Annotated in this window: 15 protein-coding genes; 2 read left to right on the top strand and 13 right to left on the bottom strand. The window is 60.0% G+C overall.

Going from position 1 to position 17,481, the window contains the following annotated elements; all coding sequences use genetic code 11:
* Window positions 1–26 precede the first annotated feature (26 nt).
* Both FHT85_RS20430 and FHT85_RS20425 read left to right on the top strand, forming a co-directional pair.
* The gene (locus FHT85_RS20430; RefSeq protein ID WP_112411345.1) at window positions 27–2,069 is read left to right on the top strand and encodes an NADH:flavin oxidoreductase; all 2,043 of its coding nucleotides are present in this window, start codon (window positions 27–29) and stop codon (window positions 2,067–2,069) included.
* A gap of 236 nt (window positions 2,070–2,305) precedes the next feature.
* Window positions 2,306–2,668, top strand: coding sequence for a hypothetical protein (locus tag FHT85_RS20425; protein ID WP_112337196.1), 363 nt, complete (start codon window positions 2,306–2,308; stop codon window positions 2,666–2,668).
* Window positions 2,669–2,692: 24 nt separating this feature from the next.
* Here FHT85_RS20425 and FHT85_RS20420 read toward each other — a convergent pair whose 3' ends face one another.
* From FHT85_RS20420 to FHT85_RS20360, 13 genes are all read right to left on the bottom strand, one after another.
* Window positions 2,693–3,757, bottom strand: a complete 1,065-nt coding sequence (locus FHT85_RS20420; RefSeq protein ID WP_112411423.1) for an ABC transporter ATP-binding protein — start codon at window positions 3,755–3,757, stop codon at window positions 2,693–2,695.
* A 23-nt stretch (window positions 3,758–3,780) separates the two neighbouring features.
* Entirely contained in the window at window positions 3,781–5,295 is a 1,515-nt protein-coding gene (locus FHT85_RS20415) for a DUF5060 domain-containing protein (RefSeq protein ID WP_112411346.1), read from the bottom strand.
* 38 nt (window positions 5,296–5,333) lie between these two features.
* Window positions 5,334–6,221: a carbohydrate ABC transporter permease gene (locus FHT85_RS20410; protein WP_112411347.1), complete on the bottom strand. Its 888-nt coding sequence runs from the start codon at window positions 6,219–6,221 to the stop codon at window positions 5,334–5,336.
* The gene (locus tag FHT85_RS20405) at window positions 6,218–7,117 is read right to left on the bottom strand and encodes a carbohydrate ABC transporter permease (protein ID WP_112411348.1); all 900 of its coding nucleotides are present in this window, start codon (window positions 7,115–7,117) and stop codon (window positions 6,218–6,220) included. The genes FHT85_RS20410 and FHT85_RS20405 overlap by 4 nt, the downstream gene beginning before the upstream one ends.
* An 87-nt stretch (window positions 7,118–7,204) precedes the next feature.
* Window positions 7,205–8,458, bottom strand: coding sequence for an ABC transporter substrate-binding protein (locus FHT85_RS20400; protein ID WP_112411349.1), 1,254 nt, complete (start codon window positions 8,456–8,458; stop codon window positions 7,205–7,207).
* Between the two features lie 87 nt (window positions 8,459–8,545).
* Window positions 8,546–9,184, bottom strand: a complete 639-nt coding sequence (gene dhaL, locus FHT85_RS20395; protein WP_112411350.1) for a dihydroxyacetone kinase subunit DhaL — start codon at window positions 9,182–9,184, stop codon at window positions 8,546–8,548.
* Window positions 9,181–10,200, bottom strand: a complete 1,020-nt coding sequence (locus FHT85_RS20390; protein WP_112411351.1) for a dihydroxyacetone kinase subunit DhaK — start codon at window positions 10,198–10,200, stop codon at window positions 9,181–9,183. Before FHT85_RS20390 ends, dhaL begins: the two co-directional genes overlap by 4 nt.
* A gap of 57 nt (window positions 10,201–10,257) precedes the next feature.
* Window positions 10,258–12,141, bottom strand: a complete 1,884-nt coding sequence (locus FHT85_RS20385; RefSeq protein ID WP_112411352.1) for a hypothetical protein — start codon at window positions 12,139–12,141, stop codon at window positions 10,258–10,260.
* Window positions 12,138–13,172 (bottom strand): Gfo/Idh/MocA family protein, encoded by a 1,035-nt coding sequence (locus tag FHT85_RS20380; RefSeq protein WP_112411353.1) that lies wholly within the window; start codon window positions 13,170–13,172, stop codon window positions 12,138–12,140. The genes FHT85_RS20385 and FHT85_RS20380 overlap by 4 nt, the downstream gene beginning before the upstream one ends.
* Window position 13,173: 1 nt before the next feature.
* Window positions 13,174–14,238 (bottom strand): ABC transporter permease, encoded by a 1,065-nt coding sequence (locus FHT85_RS20375; protein WP_112337186.1) that lies wholly within the window; start codon window positions 14,236–14,238, stop codon window positions 13,174–13,176.
* Entirely contained in the window at window positions 14,235–15,788 is a 1,554-nt protein-coding gene (locus FHT85_RS20370; protein ID WP_112398558.1) for a sugar ABC transporter ATP-binding protein, read from the bottom strand. Before FHT85_RS20370 ends, FHT85_RS20375 begins: the two co-directional genes overlap by 4 nt.
* Window positions 15,785–16,429 (bottom strand): DUF2291 family protein, encoded by a 645-nt coding sequence (locus FHT85_RS20365; RefSeq protein WP_112337377.1) that lies wholly within the window; start codon window positions 16,427–16,429, stop codon window positions 15,785–15,787. The genes FHT85_RS20370 and FHT85_RS20365 overlap by 4 nt, the downstream gene beginning before the upstream one ends.
* A 76-nt stretch (window positions 16,430–16,505) precedes the next feature.
* Window positions 16,506–17,447, bottom strand: coding sequence for a D-ribose ABC transporter substrate-binding protein (locus FHT85_RS20360; protein WP_112337184.1), 942 nt, complete (start codon window positions 17,445–17,447; stop codon window positions 16,506–16,508).
* Between the last annotated feature and the right edge of the window lie 34 nt (window positions 17,448–17,481).

Below are 17,481 nucleotides of genomic sequence, written 5' to 3'. Positions count from 1 at the left end.
GATCTCACAAAAGCGATGAAAGCGACATGACTTCCAACGATCCCTTGCTCCAGCCCTATCAGCTCAAGCATCTGACGCTGAAGAACCGCATCATGTCGACGGCTCATGAGCCGGCCTATTCGGAAGGCGGTATGCCGACGGATCGATACCGGCTCTACCATCGCGAGAAGGCAAAGGGCGGCATCGCGCTGACGATGACGGCGGGCTCGGCGATTGTCTCGGCGGATTCGCCGCCGGCCTTCGGCAATCTCCATGCCTATCGCGATGAGATCGTGCCCTGGCTGAAGAAGCTTGCCGACGACTGTCACGAGTTCGGGGCTGCCGTCATGATCCAGCTGACCCACCTCGGTCGTCGCACCGGCTGGAACAAAGGTGACTGGCTGCCGGTATTGGCGCCATCGCCAATCCGCGAGCCGGCGCATCGCGCTTTTCCGAAGGCGGCTGAAGATTGGGATATCGAACGGATCATCGGCGACTTTGCCGCGGCGGCGCAACGCATGCAGGCAGCCGGCCTGGACGGTATCGAGATCGAGGCCTATGGCCACCTGACGGATGGCTTCTGGTCGCCGGCAACGAATCGGCGCGACGATGAGTTCGGTGGTTCGCTTGAAAACCGCATGCGGTTCTCGATGATGGTGACAGAAGCTATTCGCAAGGCTGTCGGCCCGGATTTCATCGTCGGCATGCGGATGGTAGCCGACGAGGACTGGGAGAAGGGGCTTTCTCGGGAAGAAGGCGTCGAGATCGCCAGGCGGCTGGTGGCCTCGGGCAATGTCGATTTCCTCAATATCATTCGCGGCCATATCGATAGCGATGCGGCGCTCAACAATGTCATCCCGATCCAGGGCATGGCCTCGGCGCCGCATCTCGATTTTGCCGGCGAGGTGAGGGCAGCGACGAAATTCCCCGTCTTCCATGCGGCCCGCATCGCCGATGTCGCCACGGCGCGTCATGCGATCGCGGAAGGCAAGCTCGATATGGTCGGCATGACGCGCGCCCATATCGCCGACCCGCATATCGTCAACAAGGTAATGTCCGGGCAGGAGGCCAATATCCGCCCCTGCGTCGGCGCGACCTACTGTCTTGACCGTATTTATGAGGGCGGCGAGGCGCTCTGCATTCACAATGCGGCTACCGGCCGCGAGGCCGAGATGCCGCACCGGATCGAGCGCGCAACAGCATCACGCAAGGCCGTCGTCATCGGTGCCGGCCCTGCGGGGTTGGAAGCGGCGCGCGTGCTGGCGGAGCGCGGTCACAAGGTCGATGTGCTGGAGGCGAGCAGCAAGGCCGGCGGACAGGTGAATCTGCTCACGCGCAATCCGCGCCGCAAGGAGATGATCGGCATCATCGACTGGCGGCTGGCAGAGCTGGAGCGGTTGAGCGTCACGATCCACTACGACGTCTATGCGGGAGCTGACGATGTCCTCGCGTTCGAGCCTGATCTCGTCATCGTGGCAACGGGTGGCATCGCGCAATCCCCCGAGCTGGAGAGCGGCGACAACCTCGTCACCTCCTCTTGGGACATTCTGGCCGGCGCGGTTAAGCCCGAGGGCCAGGTGCTGCTTTACGACGACAATGGCGGACATCCGGGCATGTCGGCGGCAGAAGTCATTGCCAATGGCGGCGCTGAACTAGAACTCGTCTCGCCGGAGCGCTTCTTCGCCCCCGAGATGGGCGGCATGAACCATGTGCCCTATGCCAAGACCTTCGCCGAGAAGAATGTCCGAGTCACCATCAATACGCGCCTGAAATCGGTGCGCCGCGACGGCAATGCATTAGTTGCAGTTCTAGGGTCCGACTTCTCGGAGGAAACGCAATGGGAGCGGCGGGTGTCCCAGGTGGTCGTCGAGCATGGCACGGTGGCGAATGATGAACTTTACCTTGAGCTAAAGGCCTCGTCGCGCAATCTCGGTGCCGTCGATTATCCCGCATTGATCGCCAGGCGATCGCCGCTGCCCGTCAAGAACGAAGCCGGTTCGTTCGATCTGATCCGCATCGGTGATGCGATCGCAAGCCGCAATATACATGCCGCGATTTACGACGCGCTGCGCTATTGCTCGCTTCTGTGAGATCATCGGGATTGTCGACTTTGACCGCGTTATCACGCCAGACATTTTTGCGGTTGCCAATAAAATTCATGATGTCAATGCAATATCTTGGGTGTCTTAAGTGATATGTGAGGTTCCGCCGCCGCGACATGGCTGTGGGAACTGCCTTAATTTTGAAACAAAATGTAACAACTTATAACACCCCGTTACCTGCCGAATCATTATATTCGGCATGTGAGTGAACGAGAGGTTGTTTGATGCTGGCTAACCATGCGCCGTCCCCTTCGCAGACTGATGTGCTGATCTGTCTGGATAATCAGCAGATTGCCTCGCGCATCAGTTCGCTTTTGTCGCAACAGGGATTGACGGTCGCAGCCATACCGACGACCGGTCTTCAGGAATGGTTCGATCCAACCGGCTGTCACCTGGTGGTGACGCATACCGCGATGATCGGGGACGTGCGGACGCGATTGAACTTGCCGATCGTCAACATCGAGACGTTCATATTCGATCGCCCTGATCATGTGACCGAGGGAGCTGCGCGGCAGTTCGACGGCGATGCCTTCGTCAAACGCGTTTTTTCGGTCATGAATGGTACCCAAAGGCGCGCAGCTGAGTGATTTAGGTCCGCCAGGCGCTATCTCCTACAGTCGTTGCTGGCTGGTCTTGTCGAAGAAGTGCAGGTTTGGCGTCTTGAGCGATATCTGAATCGTTTGCCCCGGTGCGAGTTCGGCGCGCTCCCGCATGACCCACGTCAATTCCTTGCCTTCCAACTCAAGCGCCACGTGCGTTTCCGAGCCAGTGGGTTCGACGACGGTCACGGTTGCGGTAACGCCAGCCTCCGATGCGAAGGAAATATCTTCCGGACGTATGCCGAGAATAACCTCCCGACCCTCCGATTGAGCCGGAGCGTTGGCGAGTTGGATGGGTGTGCCGGTTGGCAATACCAATTCCGGCAAGGCACCGCCGGTAAGCTTGCCTTCGAGAAAATTCATGGCCGGAGAGCCGAGGAAGCCTGCGACAAAGACATTTCTCGGGCGGTCGTAAAGCTCGAGCGGCGAGCCGACCTGCTCGACCTTTCCGCCCTGTAGCACGACGATCTTGTCGGCCATGGTCATGGCCTCGATCTGATCGTGGGTGACGTAGACGATCGTGGTCTTCAAGCGCTGATGCAGTGCCTTGATTTCGGCGCGCATCTTCACGCGCAGCTTGGCATCGAGATTGGAAAGCGGTTCATCGAAGAGGAAGACCTTGGGGTCGCGCACGATGGCGCGCCCCATGGCGACGCGTTGGCGCTGGCCACCGGAAAGCTGGGCGGGCTTGCGATCCAATAATGGCTGTAGGCCTAAGATCTTGGCGGCTTCGCCGACCTTCTGATCGATTTCGGCGCGCTTCGCCCCGGCAAGCTGCAGCGCAAAGCCCATGTTCTGCGCTACCGTCATTTGCGGATAGAGCGCGTAGTTCTGGAACACCATGGCGATGTCGCGATCTTTCGGTGGCAGATCGTTGACGACCCGTCCGCCGATGGAGATCTCACCGCCGGTGATGTCTTCCAGCCCGGCGATCATGCGCAGCAGTGTGGACTTGCCGCAGCCCGAAGGGCCGACGAGGATGACGAATTCGCCGTCCGAGATCTCGACATCGACGCCATGGATGATGTTTACCGCGCCGTAGGACTTCCTGACGTTCTTGATGGTCAATCCGGACATGACATTCTTTCCCTGAAGATCGATCAATGCTTCTTGCGTATGCGCAGCGCCTGGTATGGCTTGCCCGGCAGTTCCACGCCGAAGGCGGCATCCGCCTTGCCGCCGCGCACGATCGCGCCATGGCGCGTCGGATGCGGGATGGGCGCTTCCACCTTCTTTGCAGGCGTGATCGTCATCTCCCATGTGTCGATGATGTCGACGTCATAGTCGGTTCCGTCCTTGGGCAGGCCGGTAGACCAGATGACCGGCTGGTGTTCGCCGAGATAGATGTAGCTGACATCACCGTCTCGCGCGCCGGAAACGCGCGTCCACGGCCATTCGCCGTAGGAGGACATGGGTTCGAGGCCGTTGACGACATCCTGCTCCAGCAGGTCGCGCAGGAAGCCGATGCGCTTCCAGGCTTTGCCGCGCAGTTCGCCGCCCTTCGCCCACCAGATCAGGTCTTGCGGATGCGAATAGGTTTCGCCGTGGCCGGCATAGCCGCCGCGCGTCACCGTGATCCAGAAGCGATGCACCAGCTCCTGCGCCGTCAAGTTGCCCCAGGACTGGATAATGTTGCCTTCATATTCCGGCTCGTCGTTGACAACAGGCTTGCCATAGGCCTCGCGCCATTCCTGTGTGCGCTTCACGTCCCAGTTCTGGATGCAGGTATGTGTCACCCATGGCTTGCGATGATCGAAGTTCATCGTCGGCTCGCCGTTGTGGATCGACTTCAGATGGCCGTAGGGATCGTTCTCCTCGAGAATGTGGAAATAGCGATCCCATTGCTGCAGCGGTTTGGTGTCGAGAAGGAAGTCGTACTCATTGGCGAGCGCCCACCAGACGTTGCGATAGGCGGCAAGCCGCGCCGCGAGATAGGCGACATAGCGGAAATCCTGCTCGGCCGACATGTCGGCGTATCCCCAGCGATCGTAGGGGTGGAACATGATGATATCGGCCTCGATGCCGAGTTCGCAAAGAGCTGCGACCTGGCGCTCGAAATGGCGAAAGAGAACCGGGTTCGGGCGATCGAAGTCCTCCTTGCCGTCCGCACCCTTTTCAAAGCAGGCGTAGAGTGGCTCGTTGACATTATAAGGATAGTCCTTCGGGAACACGCCCATGCGGATCTTGTTGAAGCGGGATTTTTTCAGCGTTTCGAGCGTCTGGGTCTGCATCTCGAGCGGCTGATGCGTCCAGGCATAGCAGGTCGTTCCGAACGACAGGAAGGGCTTGCCGTCGGCATAGGCGAAGTGGAATTTGTTATGGACGTGCACGGGCCCGTGGTTGCTCTCGGAAGGCTTGGTCGCGAAGAAAGAGCCGGTTTTGCCATCTAGTTCCGATGTCTTCGAGCGCGTGCGGAACGACCAATCGCCTTCATTGTCCGGCATGAAGCGAACGCGATAGACGCCGTCGCCATCGTAGAAGCCGGGTACGCGGATCTCGCGGCTGTTCTGGCTGAAGACGGCATCGAATGCCACATCGAGATAGGGATTGCCGCTCGAAGGACCGTTGAAGGCCGCTTCGAAGACACCCCATTTTTCGACGGACGCGTTGGACATGATGTTCTCCTCGGAAGATGTATAGATGGTTCGACCGCTCAGCCCTTGACCGCGCCGGAAGTGAGACCGGAGACGAAGTAGCGCTGGAAGATCAGATAAACGATGGTTGCCGGCAGCACGGTCATGACAATTGCGGCATTCAACTGCCCGTAATCATTGGAAAACTGGCCCTGGAAGGACATGAGCCCCAGCGGCAGCGTCCACATATGCTGGTCCTGCAGCAGCACGAGCGCCATGGCGAACTCATTCCATGTCGAGACGAAGTCCAGGATCAGTAGCGCGGCAAGCACCGGCAGGCAGACGGGCAGGAAAATCCGGCGGAAGATGGTGAAATGGCTTGCGCCGTCGATCAGGGCTGCCTCTGACAGTTCCTTCGGAATGCCTTTGAAGAAGCCGTGGAGAATGAAGACCTGATAGGGCACGCCGAAGGCGATGTAAGGCAGGATCACGCCGGGATAGGTGTCGATCAGTCCGAGCGAATTGACCAGCGTAAACAGCGGCGCCAGCATGACCTGAAAAGGGATCATCGTGCCGAAAACGACGAGGAGTAGCAGCAACTTGCTGAACCTCAGCCTGATCTTGGCGAGCGCATAGGCGGCCATTGCCGAGAGGATAAGCCCGAGCGGCACTTTGATCACGGTGATGATGGTGCTGTTCAGGAAGGCGCTGGCGAAATTGCCACGACCCCAGGCGCTCGAATAATTTTCGAAGGCCGGATCGAGCGGCGGCATGAAGGCACCGGTCGATGTCACATCGGCCTGCGTTTTCAGCGAGGTGAAGACGATGAAGACGAAAGGCGCAAGCCAGATCGCGGCGACGACCAGCAGTGCGATCCATAGGCCGATAAGGACGGGATCGCGCTTGCGCTTTGCCGGTGTGACGGTTTCGAAGTCGTCCGACATGGATGTGGCCGATGTTGCCGTCATTGTTCGGCCTCCTCATGCTTCTGCGTCCAGCGCAGATAGGGAATGACGATGGCGATGGTGATGAGCAGCAGGACGACGGAGATCGCAGCACCGCGGCCGAAATCGAAGATCTGCATGGCCTGCGTGAAGGCCCAAAGCGCCAGCATTTGGGTCGATTGCGCAGGACCGCCGCCGGTCAGGCCGTAGACGATATCGAAGGCCTTCAGTGAGGAAATGACCGACAGCACCAGCACGATGGTCAGCGTCGCGCGCAGTGCGGGCAGGGTCACGTAGCGGAAGATGTTCCAGCGCCCGGCGCCGTCGATGCGGGCGGCTTCCACCAGCGTCTGCGAGACATTCTGCAGGCCCGCGAGAAACAGAACCATGGAAAAGCCGACGGATTGCCAGAGATAGGCGATAAAGACGGAATAGAGCGCGATATCCTTGTCGCCGAGCCAGTCCTGGATCCAGTCCTGCAGGCCCATCGATGTCAGGATTTCGGTGAAGAGACCGAAGAAGGGATCATACATCCATTTCCACATGGTCGCGACCGCGATCGGGGCGATGATGACCGGGAGATAGAAGATGGCGCGGAAGGTATTGCGGGCAAAGAGCTTCTGATTGAGGCTCAGCGCCAGCAGCAGCCCGACCATGGGCGGAAAGATCACGCACATGATCGTCCAGATCACTGTATTGCGGAAGGCGACCCAGAAGACGGGATCCTGTGTGAAGATATATTGATAGTTCGCCAAGCCGACGAATGGGCGCTGCGGGTCGAGGCCGTTCCATTTCTGGAAGCTCAGCACCACCACGTTCAGCATCGGGTAAAGCGCGAAAATCGCGTAGATCAGCATGGCCGGCGCAAGCAGTATCGCTGCCTGAAAGCGGGGATCATGAGTACGATTGCGGAATGACATTCTGCTTGCTCCCGGCGGCAGCTGGCACGTGGGCATGAAGGTGAGGGAGCCGTCCGCTACAACTGGCATTGGCGGCCCCTCGATCGATCAGGTGCGGCCGGAGATGAAGGTCTGCAGCTGCTTGGCAGCATCGGCCGGCTGGACATTGCCGGAGGCGACATCGTTGATCACCCGGAAGTATTCGGTTGTCACGTCAAGCGGGAAGGCCTGGTCGCCATTCATGTAGACCTTGCTGTAGGTCTTGAAGATCTCAAGCCACTTCGCTTCGAGTGGCTTCTGGTTGGTGTACTGGACATTCTTGTTGACCGAGATCGAGCTGATCTGGCCGACGAGATCCTGCTGCACCTTCGTCGACAGGAAGTAGTCGAGGAATTTTGCCGCAAGATCCGGATTCTTGCTCTTGGTGCTGACATAATTGTACTCGGCAAAGCCATAGAGGCGATTGGTGTTCGTCGGGAACGGCAGGACGCCGTAGTCGTCGAGATTGACCTTACTGCCGCTCAGCTGGCTGACCAGCCAGTCGCCTTCGAGCATCATCGCGGCGCGGCCGGCGACGAACAGCGTATAGGACTGCTGGTTGCTGATCCCCATGAAGGGCTTCAGGGTATAATCCTTCGTCCATTTGGCGAATTCGGTGAAGGCGTCGGTCGCGCAGGGCTCCTTCGTCCAATCGGCCTTCATCGCCATCAGCGCGTCATGCTTGTCGGCGCCGCACTTGGTTTCGAGCAGCACGTCCATCAGGCGCATGACATGCCAGTTGACCGAACCGCCGAAGGTGAAGGCCGGAATGCCTGCCGCCTTGAGCTTGTCGGCTGCCGCCAACAGTTCCTCGTAGGTCTTCGGTTCCCCGGTGATACCAGCCTTCTGGAAGAGCTTCTTGTTGTAGTAGATCGCTTCACCCTTGAAGGTGAAGGGAACGCCATGCTTGCCGCCCGGATAGAGATCGGCAAAAGCGGCAGCTGAGGGAAGCAGCTCGTCGTTCCACTTGTATTGGGTGTAGTATTTGTCGAGCGGCAGGGAGAGGCCCGCCTTCACATATTCGCCACCGAGGCCAAGGCCGGCCCAGCTGAAATAGATATCCGGGCCTTTGCTGGAGCCCGCGGCTACGCGAAGTGCGGTCTTGTGTTCATCGACGCCGCGCTGGACGATTTCGACATGGGTGCCGGGATTGGCGGCCTCGAAGTCTTTCGCCACCTTCTTCAGCGCGCCGTTTGCCGCACCATTGTCGAAGTTCAGCGTCCATAGCGTCAGGTCTTCCGCGGCAACATTGGTTGCCGAAAAGGCCGCCGCTGCCATAGCAGCTGCCCCGAACCAACGCGCATATTTGAAGTTGCCAGCCATCTCCCGTCCTCCTCTGAGCAAAGCTGAGGGCGGTTTTGACAAATCGTTGTCAACATGTCAACTGGTATGATGAGCTTATCAGCAGTATCACATGAAGTGATCGTGAAAGCAGGCGATGACGACAACGGCGGACGCCGCGCCGGGGTCCATGTGCCCCAGGGCTCGATCGCCGAGGCGCGACGAACGGCCCTTTGCCGCGACCATATCTTTAGTGGCTTCTGCACCCGCTTCACCGGCTTTGAGGGCGGCGGCAAAACAGCCGGCAAGTGAAAGCCCTTGATCCCGGGCGGCGCGGCAGGCCGCGGCGGCGGGCGCCCAGGCATCGACCATGGTTTTTTCGCCGACCTCTGCTTTGCCCCGATCCTGAATGCCCTTGGCGAGGGCTGCGAATATCTCGACCATATCGTCGTCGTTCAGAGTGCTCTTCCCCTTGGCGACCGCGCCTGCACGCATCAGGGCTGTCGCATAGAGCGGCCCGGACGAGGCGCCGACTGCATTGAGGAAGGATTTTGCCGCCGTATTGAAGACCAGCGTTGGATCGGCTGCTGTCGTGTCCAGCTCCGAAACCGCCTTGGCTGCGGCGGCAAAGCCCAGCTCCATGGCGATGCCGTGATCGGCATCGCCGATGACGCCGTCCAGTTCGCAGAGGTGATCCTTTTCACGTTCCATCGCCTCCGCGATTCGCGCGAAAAGCGCCTTCAGATCTTCCGTTGTAACCGTCGTCATTGCAGAGCCTCGCCGGAGCGGAACATGGCGCAATCGCAGGGATGATCGATCAGCCGCTGCAGTTCGTCGTCCAGATGCATGAGCGTAATCGAGGCGCCGGCCATCTCCAGCGACGTGCAGTAATTGCCGACCAATGACAGATGGATAACAAGGCCGGCATCGTCGAGCATACTCTTGAGTTTGCGCATCATGATGTAGAGCTCCATGAGCGGCGTCGAGCCAAGTGAATTGACAAGCACGGCGACCCGGTCGCCGCGCGCCGGCTTCATCTCATCGAGAATTTTGCCGACGAGCTCACTCGTCACCTCATCCGCCGATCGCATCGGCCCGCGTGCGACGCCGGGCTCGCCATGGATACCCATGCCGATCTCCATCTCGTCGGGACCGATCTCGAAATTCGGCTTGCGTGTCTGCGGCAGCGAGCAGGGCGAAAGCGCCACCCCCATGGTATAGGTGCGCTCATTCGCCCAGCGTGCCAGCCGTTCCACGTCGTCGAAACTGTACATCAGATCACAGGCGGCACCGGCGGCCTTGAAGATGAAGACGTTGCCGGCAACCCCGCGACGGCGCTCCTTCTGATCGACTGGCGCGGAAGCGATGTCGTCCGTCGTCAGTACGGTACGCACCTCGATATCGTCCATGGCCAGCATTTCCGCCGCCATGTCGAAATTCATGACGTCGCCGGCATAGTTGCCGTACATGAACAGCACGCCTGCACCGCCATCGACGGCCTTGGCGCATTCGATGATCGGATCGGGCGGCGGCGAGGCAAAGACATTGCCGATCGCGGCGGCATCGGCCAGCCCCTTGCCGACGAAGCCGAGAAATGTCGGCTCGTGCCCGGAACCACCGCCGATGACCAGACCGACCTTGCCGGCTCGCGGGCCATGGTTTGCCACGATCGAGCGTGGCGATCCTTCAACGGCGCGGAGATGGCGCGGATGAGCCGCCAATATCCCGGCCAGCATCTCATCCACGGCGGCCGCGCCTTCGTTGATCAGCTTCTTCGTCTTCACGCAGTCCTCCAAATCATTGCGATTATTGGGACTAACATGCGCGTCTGCGATTGAAGGTCAATCCATCAACTCAGCCGAAACAGTGCTATAGGCATCAAGCATAAGCCTCTTGCTTCCGCTCTGTTCCTTAAGCCGAAACTCCCCCAGCTCCACCAGTTGTGGAATGGGCGTTATGTTGACCAGCTGGAGCGAACGCAATCCGTTGGATCGTGCCGTGATGAAGCTGAGTACGGCGCTCGGATCGGACGACAGGCACTCTTGCCATTGCTGGCCGGCGAGGCGTGACAGCGTCGCAATCGTATTGAACAATGGCCGTTCGGCGCCTGCCGCCGCCGGCTCGTTCGCTCCGGCGATCAGCCCGAAGGACCCCGTCAGTGCCGAAAGCGTCAGGCACTCCAATCCGGCATCGAGGACGCGGGCGGCATAGCCAAACGCAAAGGCCTCGCCGAAGCGGGCGTTGTGCCGTGGATCGATATTGGCCATGGCAATGCGACCGCCGTGAGGATTGTCCATCGTCCGGCTGCCATAGGGGTTCTGCCGCATCGGAATGGTCGATGGGCCAATATGATAGGGTTTGTCGCCGTAGATGGCGCGCACGGAGCGCGTGATGAACGGCAGTGCTTCCAGCGTCTGCATGACGCTGAGATCGTCAGCCGCATGCACGATGGGATTGGTGCAATGGCTGATGAAATCGAGAGTGTCGGCGGGAATCCGTTTGCGATTGAGTTCGGTGAAATAGCTCAGCATGCCGCCGCCGACACGCATATCGGGGAAGGCCGCATGCGCGGCGGCGTAGACCTCCTCGACCGGCGGACATTCCGGCCATTTGCTGCCCGGCGGCGTCGATTGCCGGTCGACGGAAGGCGAGATCATGATTGCATCGGGTTTGAAGCCGGCCGCCTGCATCCAGTCTGCTATTTGCTGTGTCTCGACAGGAGGTGCCTGGCGGCAGGGCAATGCGATTTCGAGCGTCGAATTGCCTGGATGGAGTGCGGCAACGGCGGCGAAGCGCCTGAAGGCGTCAGCACCGTGGCCGGCATCGGGATCGAAGTGAAACAGCAGCTCCTGCGGTCCGATTTCAGCCAGCCGGTCGCGCGCAGCTAGCGTCGCATCCGCCTCCTCCGGTGTAATGACAAGGCCGATGGACGGCATGATTCCGGACCTTGCTCCAGCGCTAAGCCCGACCGGGGGCGCTTCTTCCGAACCATAGGTGGAGGCGGGAGGCAGGCGGCGCATATCCCCGATGGTCAGAACGATGCGCTGCCGCATCGGCTTTCCAGCCGGAATTCGATAAGGCCAGGGCAGGGCAAGCGGGCGAACGTAGGTCTTGTAGGAAGCATCAGACCAGTTGCGCTGATCTTCCATCTCGAAGGTGTCGCCTTCCATGCGGCATTCGGCTGTCACGTTCGCCACCACGCTATGCGTAATCGCCCGCATATCCTTGAAGGGCTGCCAGGGTTCGATGAGGTCGGGAAAATGCGTGCTCTCGCGGCTGCCGTCGACATGCTCAACCGAGACGGGCATCCCGGCGACGCCGACGATCGGATGCAGGATACAGAAGCCGCAGCGGTTGGTTTCGAAGCCGGTCGTCGAGAGCGCCGTCGCTTCGAAGATCAGGGCCTCATCGACTTGAGCCGTTATCCGAACGTCGACTGTAAGCTCGGTGTTCTCGGGGCCGGCGCAGCGCGCTCGATAGCTGACGAAAAAACCATCGTGACGCTGCTCGATCCGTAGATCGTCGATACCGGGCGAATAGGTGCCCCAATCGCGATCGCGGATCAGATAAGAAACAGCCCGCAGAACCTCGATGCCATCATAGCGAATGGTCCGGAGATTGCCGTCCTTGAAATCGACATCCAGCCTGCCCGCAGTCAGTCGCATCGGCGGCGTTTCGAGCTCGTGCGTGCCGTAAAGCTGAAACGGATCGATCTCGGTCTTCATTGCAGCGTCGCTCCGATATCGATGGGATTCCCGTTGGCGGCACTCTCATAGGCGGCTTCGACAAGTGCCAGAGTTTTGAGATTGTCGGCACCTGACGTGGAAGTCTCGCCGCCATAGGCAAGACGGTCGATCCAATGCTGCTGGATCGCCAGAACGCTTTCCTGGATATTGTGCCAGGGACGCGAAGCCCAGGACAGAAGCCGCGGCGATGCATCGGAGACGCGCACGCCCTCGGGGCCGGTTACCTCGAGACGATACCCCTGCGACAGCCGAATGCTACCCTTCGTACCGTCGAGCTCGATAAGGGTCTCCGGGAAAGGTTCGGTCGCAAGCTTGGAGGCATAGCTGACATCGACGATCGATGTCGTGCCATTCTCATGATCGAGCAGGATGGTTGCGACATCCTCGCCCTTGATTTTCGGGTTGACCCGTTTGGTGCGGGCCGTCAGTGAAGAAACGTCGCCGAGGATGAAGCGGGCGATATCGAGCGTGTGGATACCGAGGTCCTCGATAATGAACCGTTCGCCTTCCGCCAGGTAAGGCTGGCCGGAAAAGACGTCATAGCCCGAGCGGAAAGAGAAACGTCCCCAGAAGGGCTCGCCGATTGCGCCGGATTGCAGAGCAGTCTTGACGGCTTGAATAGGTGTCTGCCAGCGAAAATTCTCATGCACCATCAGCTGCACGCCGGCCGCGGCACAGGTCGCGACCATGGCCTTGGCATCGCTCAGCGTTTCTGCGAAAGGCTTCTGGCAGATTGCGGGGATCTTGTGAGATGCGGCCATCTGCACCAGGGCGCGATGGCTTGCCACCGTTGTTGCGATGTCGACGAAATCGAAGCCACCATCGGCGAACATGGCGGCTGCATCCGTATAGCGACGCTCGATGCCGAACTGGTCGCCGACGATCTTCAGCCGCTCCGGGTCGCGGTCGCAGATCGCAGCGATGCTGGCGCCTTTGACGTCTCGCCATGCATGCATCTGATTGATCGCGAAAAAGCCGCAACCGATCAATGCGCCCTTGAGTTCTGCCATTTCAGCCTGCCTTTGCCATTTGCATGAGAGTTACGCGCTGCTGGAGACGCCGCTGCGCCTGATCCACGACCACAGCGATGATAATGACACATCCCTTGATCACCATCTGCCAGAAGGATGATACGCCCATCATCACGAGCCCGTCCGAAAGAATGCCGATGACGAAGGCGCCGATGATCGTTCCGCCGATAGTGCCGCGCCCGCCGGACATGGAGGTGCCGCCAAGCACGGCTGCTGCAATGGCGTTCAGCTCGAAGCTCTCGCCGGTTGCCGGATGCGCCGCCATCAGCTCCGACGATATGACGATACCGACGATGGCGGCGCAGAGGCCTGAGAACATATAGACGAAGATCTTGACCACATCGACACGGATGCCGGACATGCGTGCGGCGCGCTCGTTTCCGCCGACAGCGAAGATGTGCCGGCCAATCGGCGTCGAGCGGGCGACGTAAGCGGCGAGCAGCGCCAACACGATCAGGATCCAGATGGAAACCGGAAGACCGAGCATACGGCCGGCGCCGAAGACGTCGAAGCCCGTCGTGTCATATTCCGGCCGCCCGACCAGGTTCGGGAAGGTCTGACCGTCAGAAGACAGGAGTGCGAGGCCGCGGGCGATATAGAGCGTTCCGAGCGTGGCGATGAAGGGGGCGACGTTGAGCTTGGTGATCAGCAGGCCGTTGATGAGTCCAATCCCCAGGCCGACGGCCAGTGTGATGAGGATGATCTCGTAGATGTTGAAGTAGACCGTATATCCGATCGGCAGTTCGACGCCGTTCAGGATGAGGGCACCGGCCACCATGCCGCAAAGGCCGACGATCGAACCGACCGATAGATCGATCCCGCCGGTGACGATCACAAAGGTCATCCCCATGGCGAGAAAGGCGTTGAGCGCGACATGCTTCGACATCAGGATGATGTTGGCGGTCGAGGTGAAGTTCGGTGCAAAGATCGCAAAGAAGATGACGACGGCGAACAGCGCGATGAAGGTCCTGAGCTTCATCAGCGTCAGGAGAACGGAGCCGTTCGAGCGATTGGTCGCAAAGGCGGAGGACGTATCTGCGGTCATGACGCGAGTTTCCCTGTATGTCCGTGTCCCTTGGCGGATGCCGCGATGATGGCCTCTTCCGTCGCTTCGCTTCGGTCGAGAACGGTGACGAGCTTGCCGTTGCTGAGCACTGCGATGCGGTCCGAAAGTGCCATGACCTCTTCAAGGTCCGATGTTGAAAACAAGATTGCCAGGCCCTTGCCGGCGAGCCTGCGCATGGTGCGAAAAACGTCCGCCTTGGCGCCGACATCGATGCCGCGGCTCGGCTCGTCCATCAAAAGCACCTTCGGATCGGTCATCAGCGCCTTGCCGATGACGACCTTCTGCTGGTTGCCGCCGGACATGGAGGTAACCTCGAAGTCCGGATTGGGCGCCTTAATGGAAAGATCACGGATCATGTCGCGAATGGCGTTCTTTTCGGCACCTGGATCGATATGGAAAAACAGCCGGGCGAAGCGGCCGAGGCTCGCAAGCGTCAAATTGCTGGCGATCGACAGCACCTGCACCAATCCTTCGCGCTGACGGTCCTCTGGAATCAAGGCGAGGCCATGCCGGATGCGCCGGGTGGTGTCGCGGGCGCGAACCTCCACGCCATCGATGTAGATCCGCCCGGTCGAATGCATATGCCGGCCCATCACGCATTCGAAGAATTCGCTGCGCCCGGCACCCATGAGGCCATAGATGCCGAGAATTTCGCCGGCGCGCACCGACAGCGAGACATGATCGACGGCAAGGCCGCCCGTACGTCTCGGCAGGCTGATCTCCTCGGCGCGGAAGGCTTCCTTACCGATGGCATGGCCTCCGTCCCTTGCGAAATCCTTGGCATCCGATCCGATCATCGACCGGACGATCCATTTCGTGTCGATATTACAAACCCTGGCCTGGCCGGTGATCTGCCCATCCCGCAGTACGGTGATATAGTCGCCGATACGCATCAGCTCTTCCAGCCGGTGCGAGATATAGACGATCGCAACACCCTGAGCCTTCAGTTCCGCAATCACCTTGAACAGAATGTCGACTTCCGCAGCAGACAGCGCCGATGTCGGCTCGTCCATGATGAGGATGCGGGCATCAAGTGAGATGGCCTTGGCGATCTCGACAAGCTGCTGCTGCCCAATCGGCAGGTCCTCCACCATGGTTTCGGCGCTTATGCCGGCATCGAGCCGATCCAGAAACTCGTTGGCCCTTGCGATCTGTGCCTTGTGATCGATGCCGAAGATGCCGCGGGTGATTTCGCGCGTCGCAAAGATGTTTTCGGCCACCGTCATATTGGCAAAGAGATTGAGCTCCTGGAAGATCATGCCGATTCCGCGCGCCTGCGCGTCGGCGGGGCTGCTGAAGGAGACTTCCTCGCCCTCGAGCTGGATGCGGCCGGAGGTTGGCCGTTCGACCCCGGCGATGATCTTCATCAAGGTAGACTTGCCGGCACCGTTTTCGCCGACGAGCACGTTGACCGCGCCGCGGTGCAGCTCGAGGTTGGCGTGCTTGACGGCAACGATGCCGGAATAGACCTTGGAAACGTCCTCCAGGCGCAGGATGATATCGTTGCTTGGGGTTTCGCTCATGGTCATTGCCCCAATGTCAGGGCCGAAGGGGTGATTAAGGGAAGCTGGCCGGATGGAGGCAGCGGAAACGCGCCGGTCACCGTGATCGTCTTTCCAATCAGCCCGTCCCGGGGTAGTGCCGCCAGAAAGGACGAGTTTGCCTTTTCATTGAAGGCTTTGCCGAATTGGGCCCACTCGATCTGGTTCCTGAATTCGTTGAAGTCCAGGAAATCCAGCGCGTCGCGCAGCGCCGTGCCGCGGACCGCCGGGCCGATCTGCACCTTCGCATCCACCTTGCCGTCGCCATCCACGTCGACGTCGAGAGTGCCCGCGCGGGAGGCTGTATCGGCAGCCACGATCTTACCGCTCAGCTTGACGGCATAGGTCCAGGGCGAGGAGCTCTGCTTGCGTGGATTTCCGTATTTCGCGCCGGCATCATCGGGATTAGTTGCTACCGCCTGCAACACAGTCTTGAGGTCACTCGCGCGCTTTTCGACGCCGGGCACCACTTTCGATTGCCAAATCGCCTCGACCTTTGCCGCTGGATCGAAGGCGCTCCTGGCCGCCGCCGCTGCCTTCTCCTCGGGCGTTGGTGTCTTGATAATCTTGCAGCCGGGCAATGCCGCGGCCAATACAAAGGCCACGAGCGCGCCTCTGATCCTCAACATGCAATGCACCTCGATCTTGCAGAAAAGCTCCGGAGAGCGCGGTTTTCCCACGCCCTCCAACGTATCTGGCCCGCCATCAGTTTTTCAGTGCGAAAGTCTCGAGCTTGTCGGCGTTGTCGGCATTGATGAGGACGCAATCCATCAATTGCTTCTCATCCTTAGGCGCCGTCTTGTTCTTGATATAGGCGTCGGCCTGTTCGACCGCCTTCTGGGCCTGGGCGTAGGCCGGCTGCATGACCGTCGCCTTGATGCCGCCCGCCTTGATCGAGTCGCGCACGTCGTTGGAACCATCGAAGCCGACGACGATCACGTCCTTGCGACCGGCGGCCTGCAGGGCGGCAATCGCACCCATCGCCATGGTGTCGTTGCCCGAGATCACGCCCTTGATGTCGGGATTTGCCTGAAGAATAGTCTCCATCTTGGCATAGGCCTCAGTCTGGCTCCAGTTCGCCGATTGCTTGGCGACCAGCTTCAGGTCCGGATAGTCGTCGATGACGTCGTGATAGCCTTGCGAACGGATGCCGGCATTAGTATCGGCTTCGCGGCCGACGAGTTCGGCATAATTGCCCTTCTCGCCCATCAGTTTGACAAACTCCTGCGCGCCGAGCTGTGCGCCCTGATAGTTGTTGGAAACGATCTGGGCGACGGCGATGCCGGTGACGTTGATTTCGCGGTCGATGAGGAAGGAAGGGATGCCCGCATCCTTGGCCTTCTTCAGGGCAGCGACCGTCGCATCCGCGCCGGCATTGTCGAGGATGATGGCTTTGGCGCCACGTCCGATGGCGGTGTCGATGACTTCCGATTGCTTGTTGGCATCGTCGTCATGCGTCATGACGAGCGTCTCGTAGCCCAGTTCCTTTGCCTTGGCCTCGGCGCCGACGGCCTCCGCCTTGAAGAAAGGATTGTCGAAGGCCGGCGTGATGATGGCGATCAGGTCAGCCGCGAAGGCCGGCATTGCCGTGCCCAGCGCCAGTGCGCCGGTGAAGGCTGCAAGTGTCAGTCTGCGTCTCAGTTTCATGGTCTCCTCCCAGTTATGAAACAGGCCCTGTTCC

This window comes from Rhizobium sp. BK312 (genome assembly GCF_014193605.1).
Taxonomy (GTDB): Bacteria; Pseudomonadota; Alphaproteobacteria; order Rhizobiales; family Rhizobiaceae; genus Rhizobium.
The sequence above is the reverse complement of the archived record's forward strand: the minus strand, read 5'-3'. Positions and strand labels throughout refer to the sequence as shown.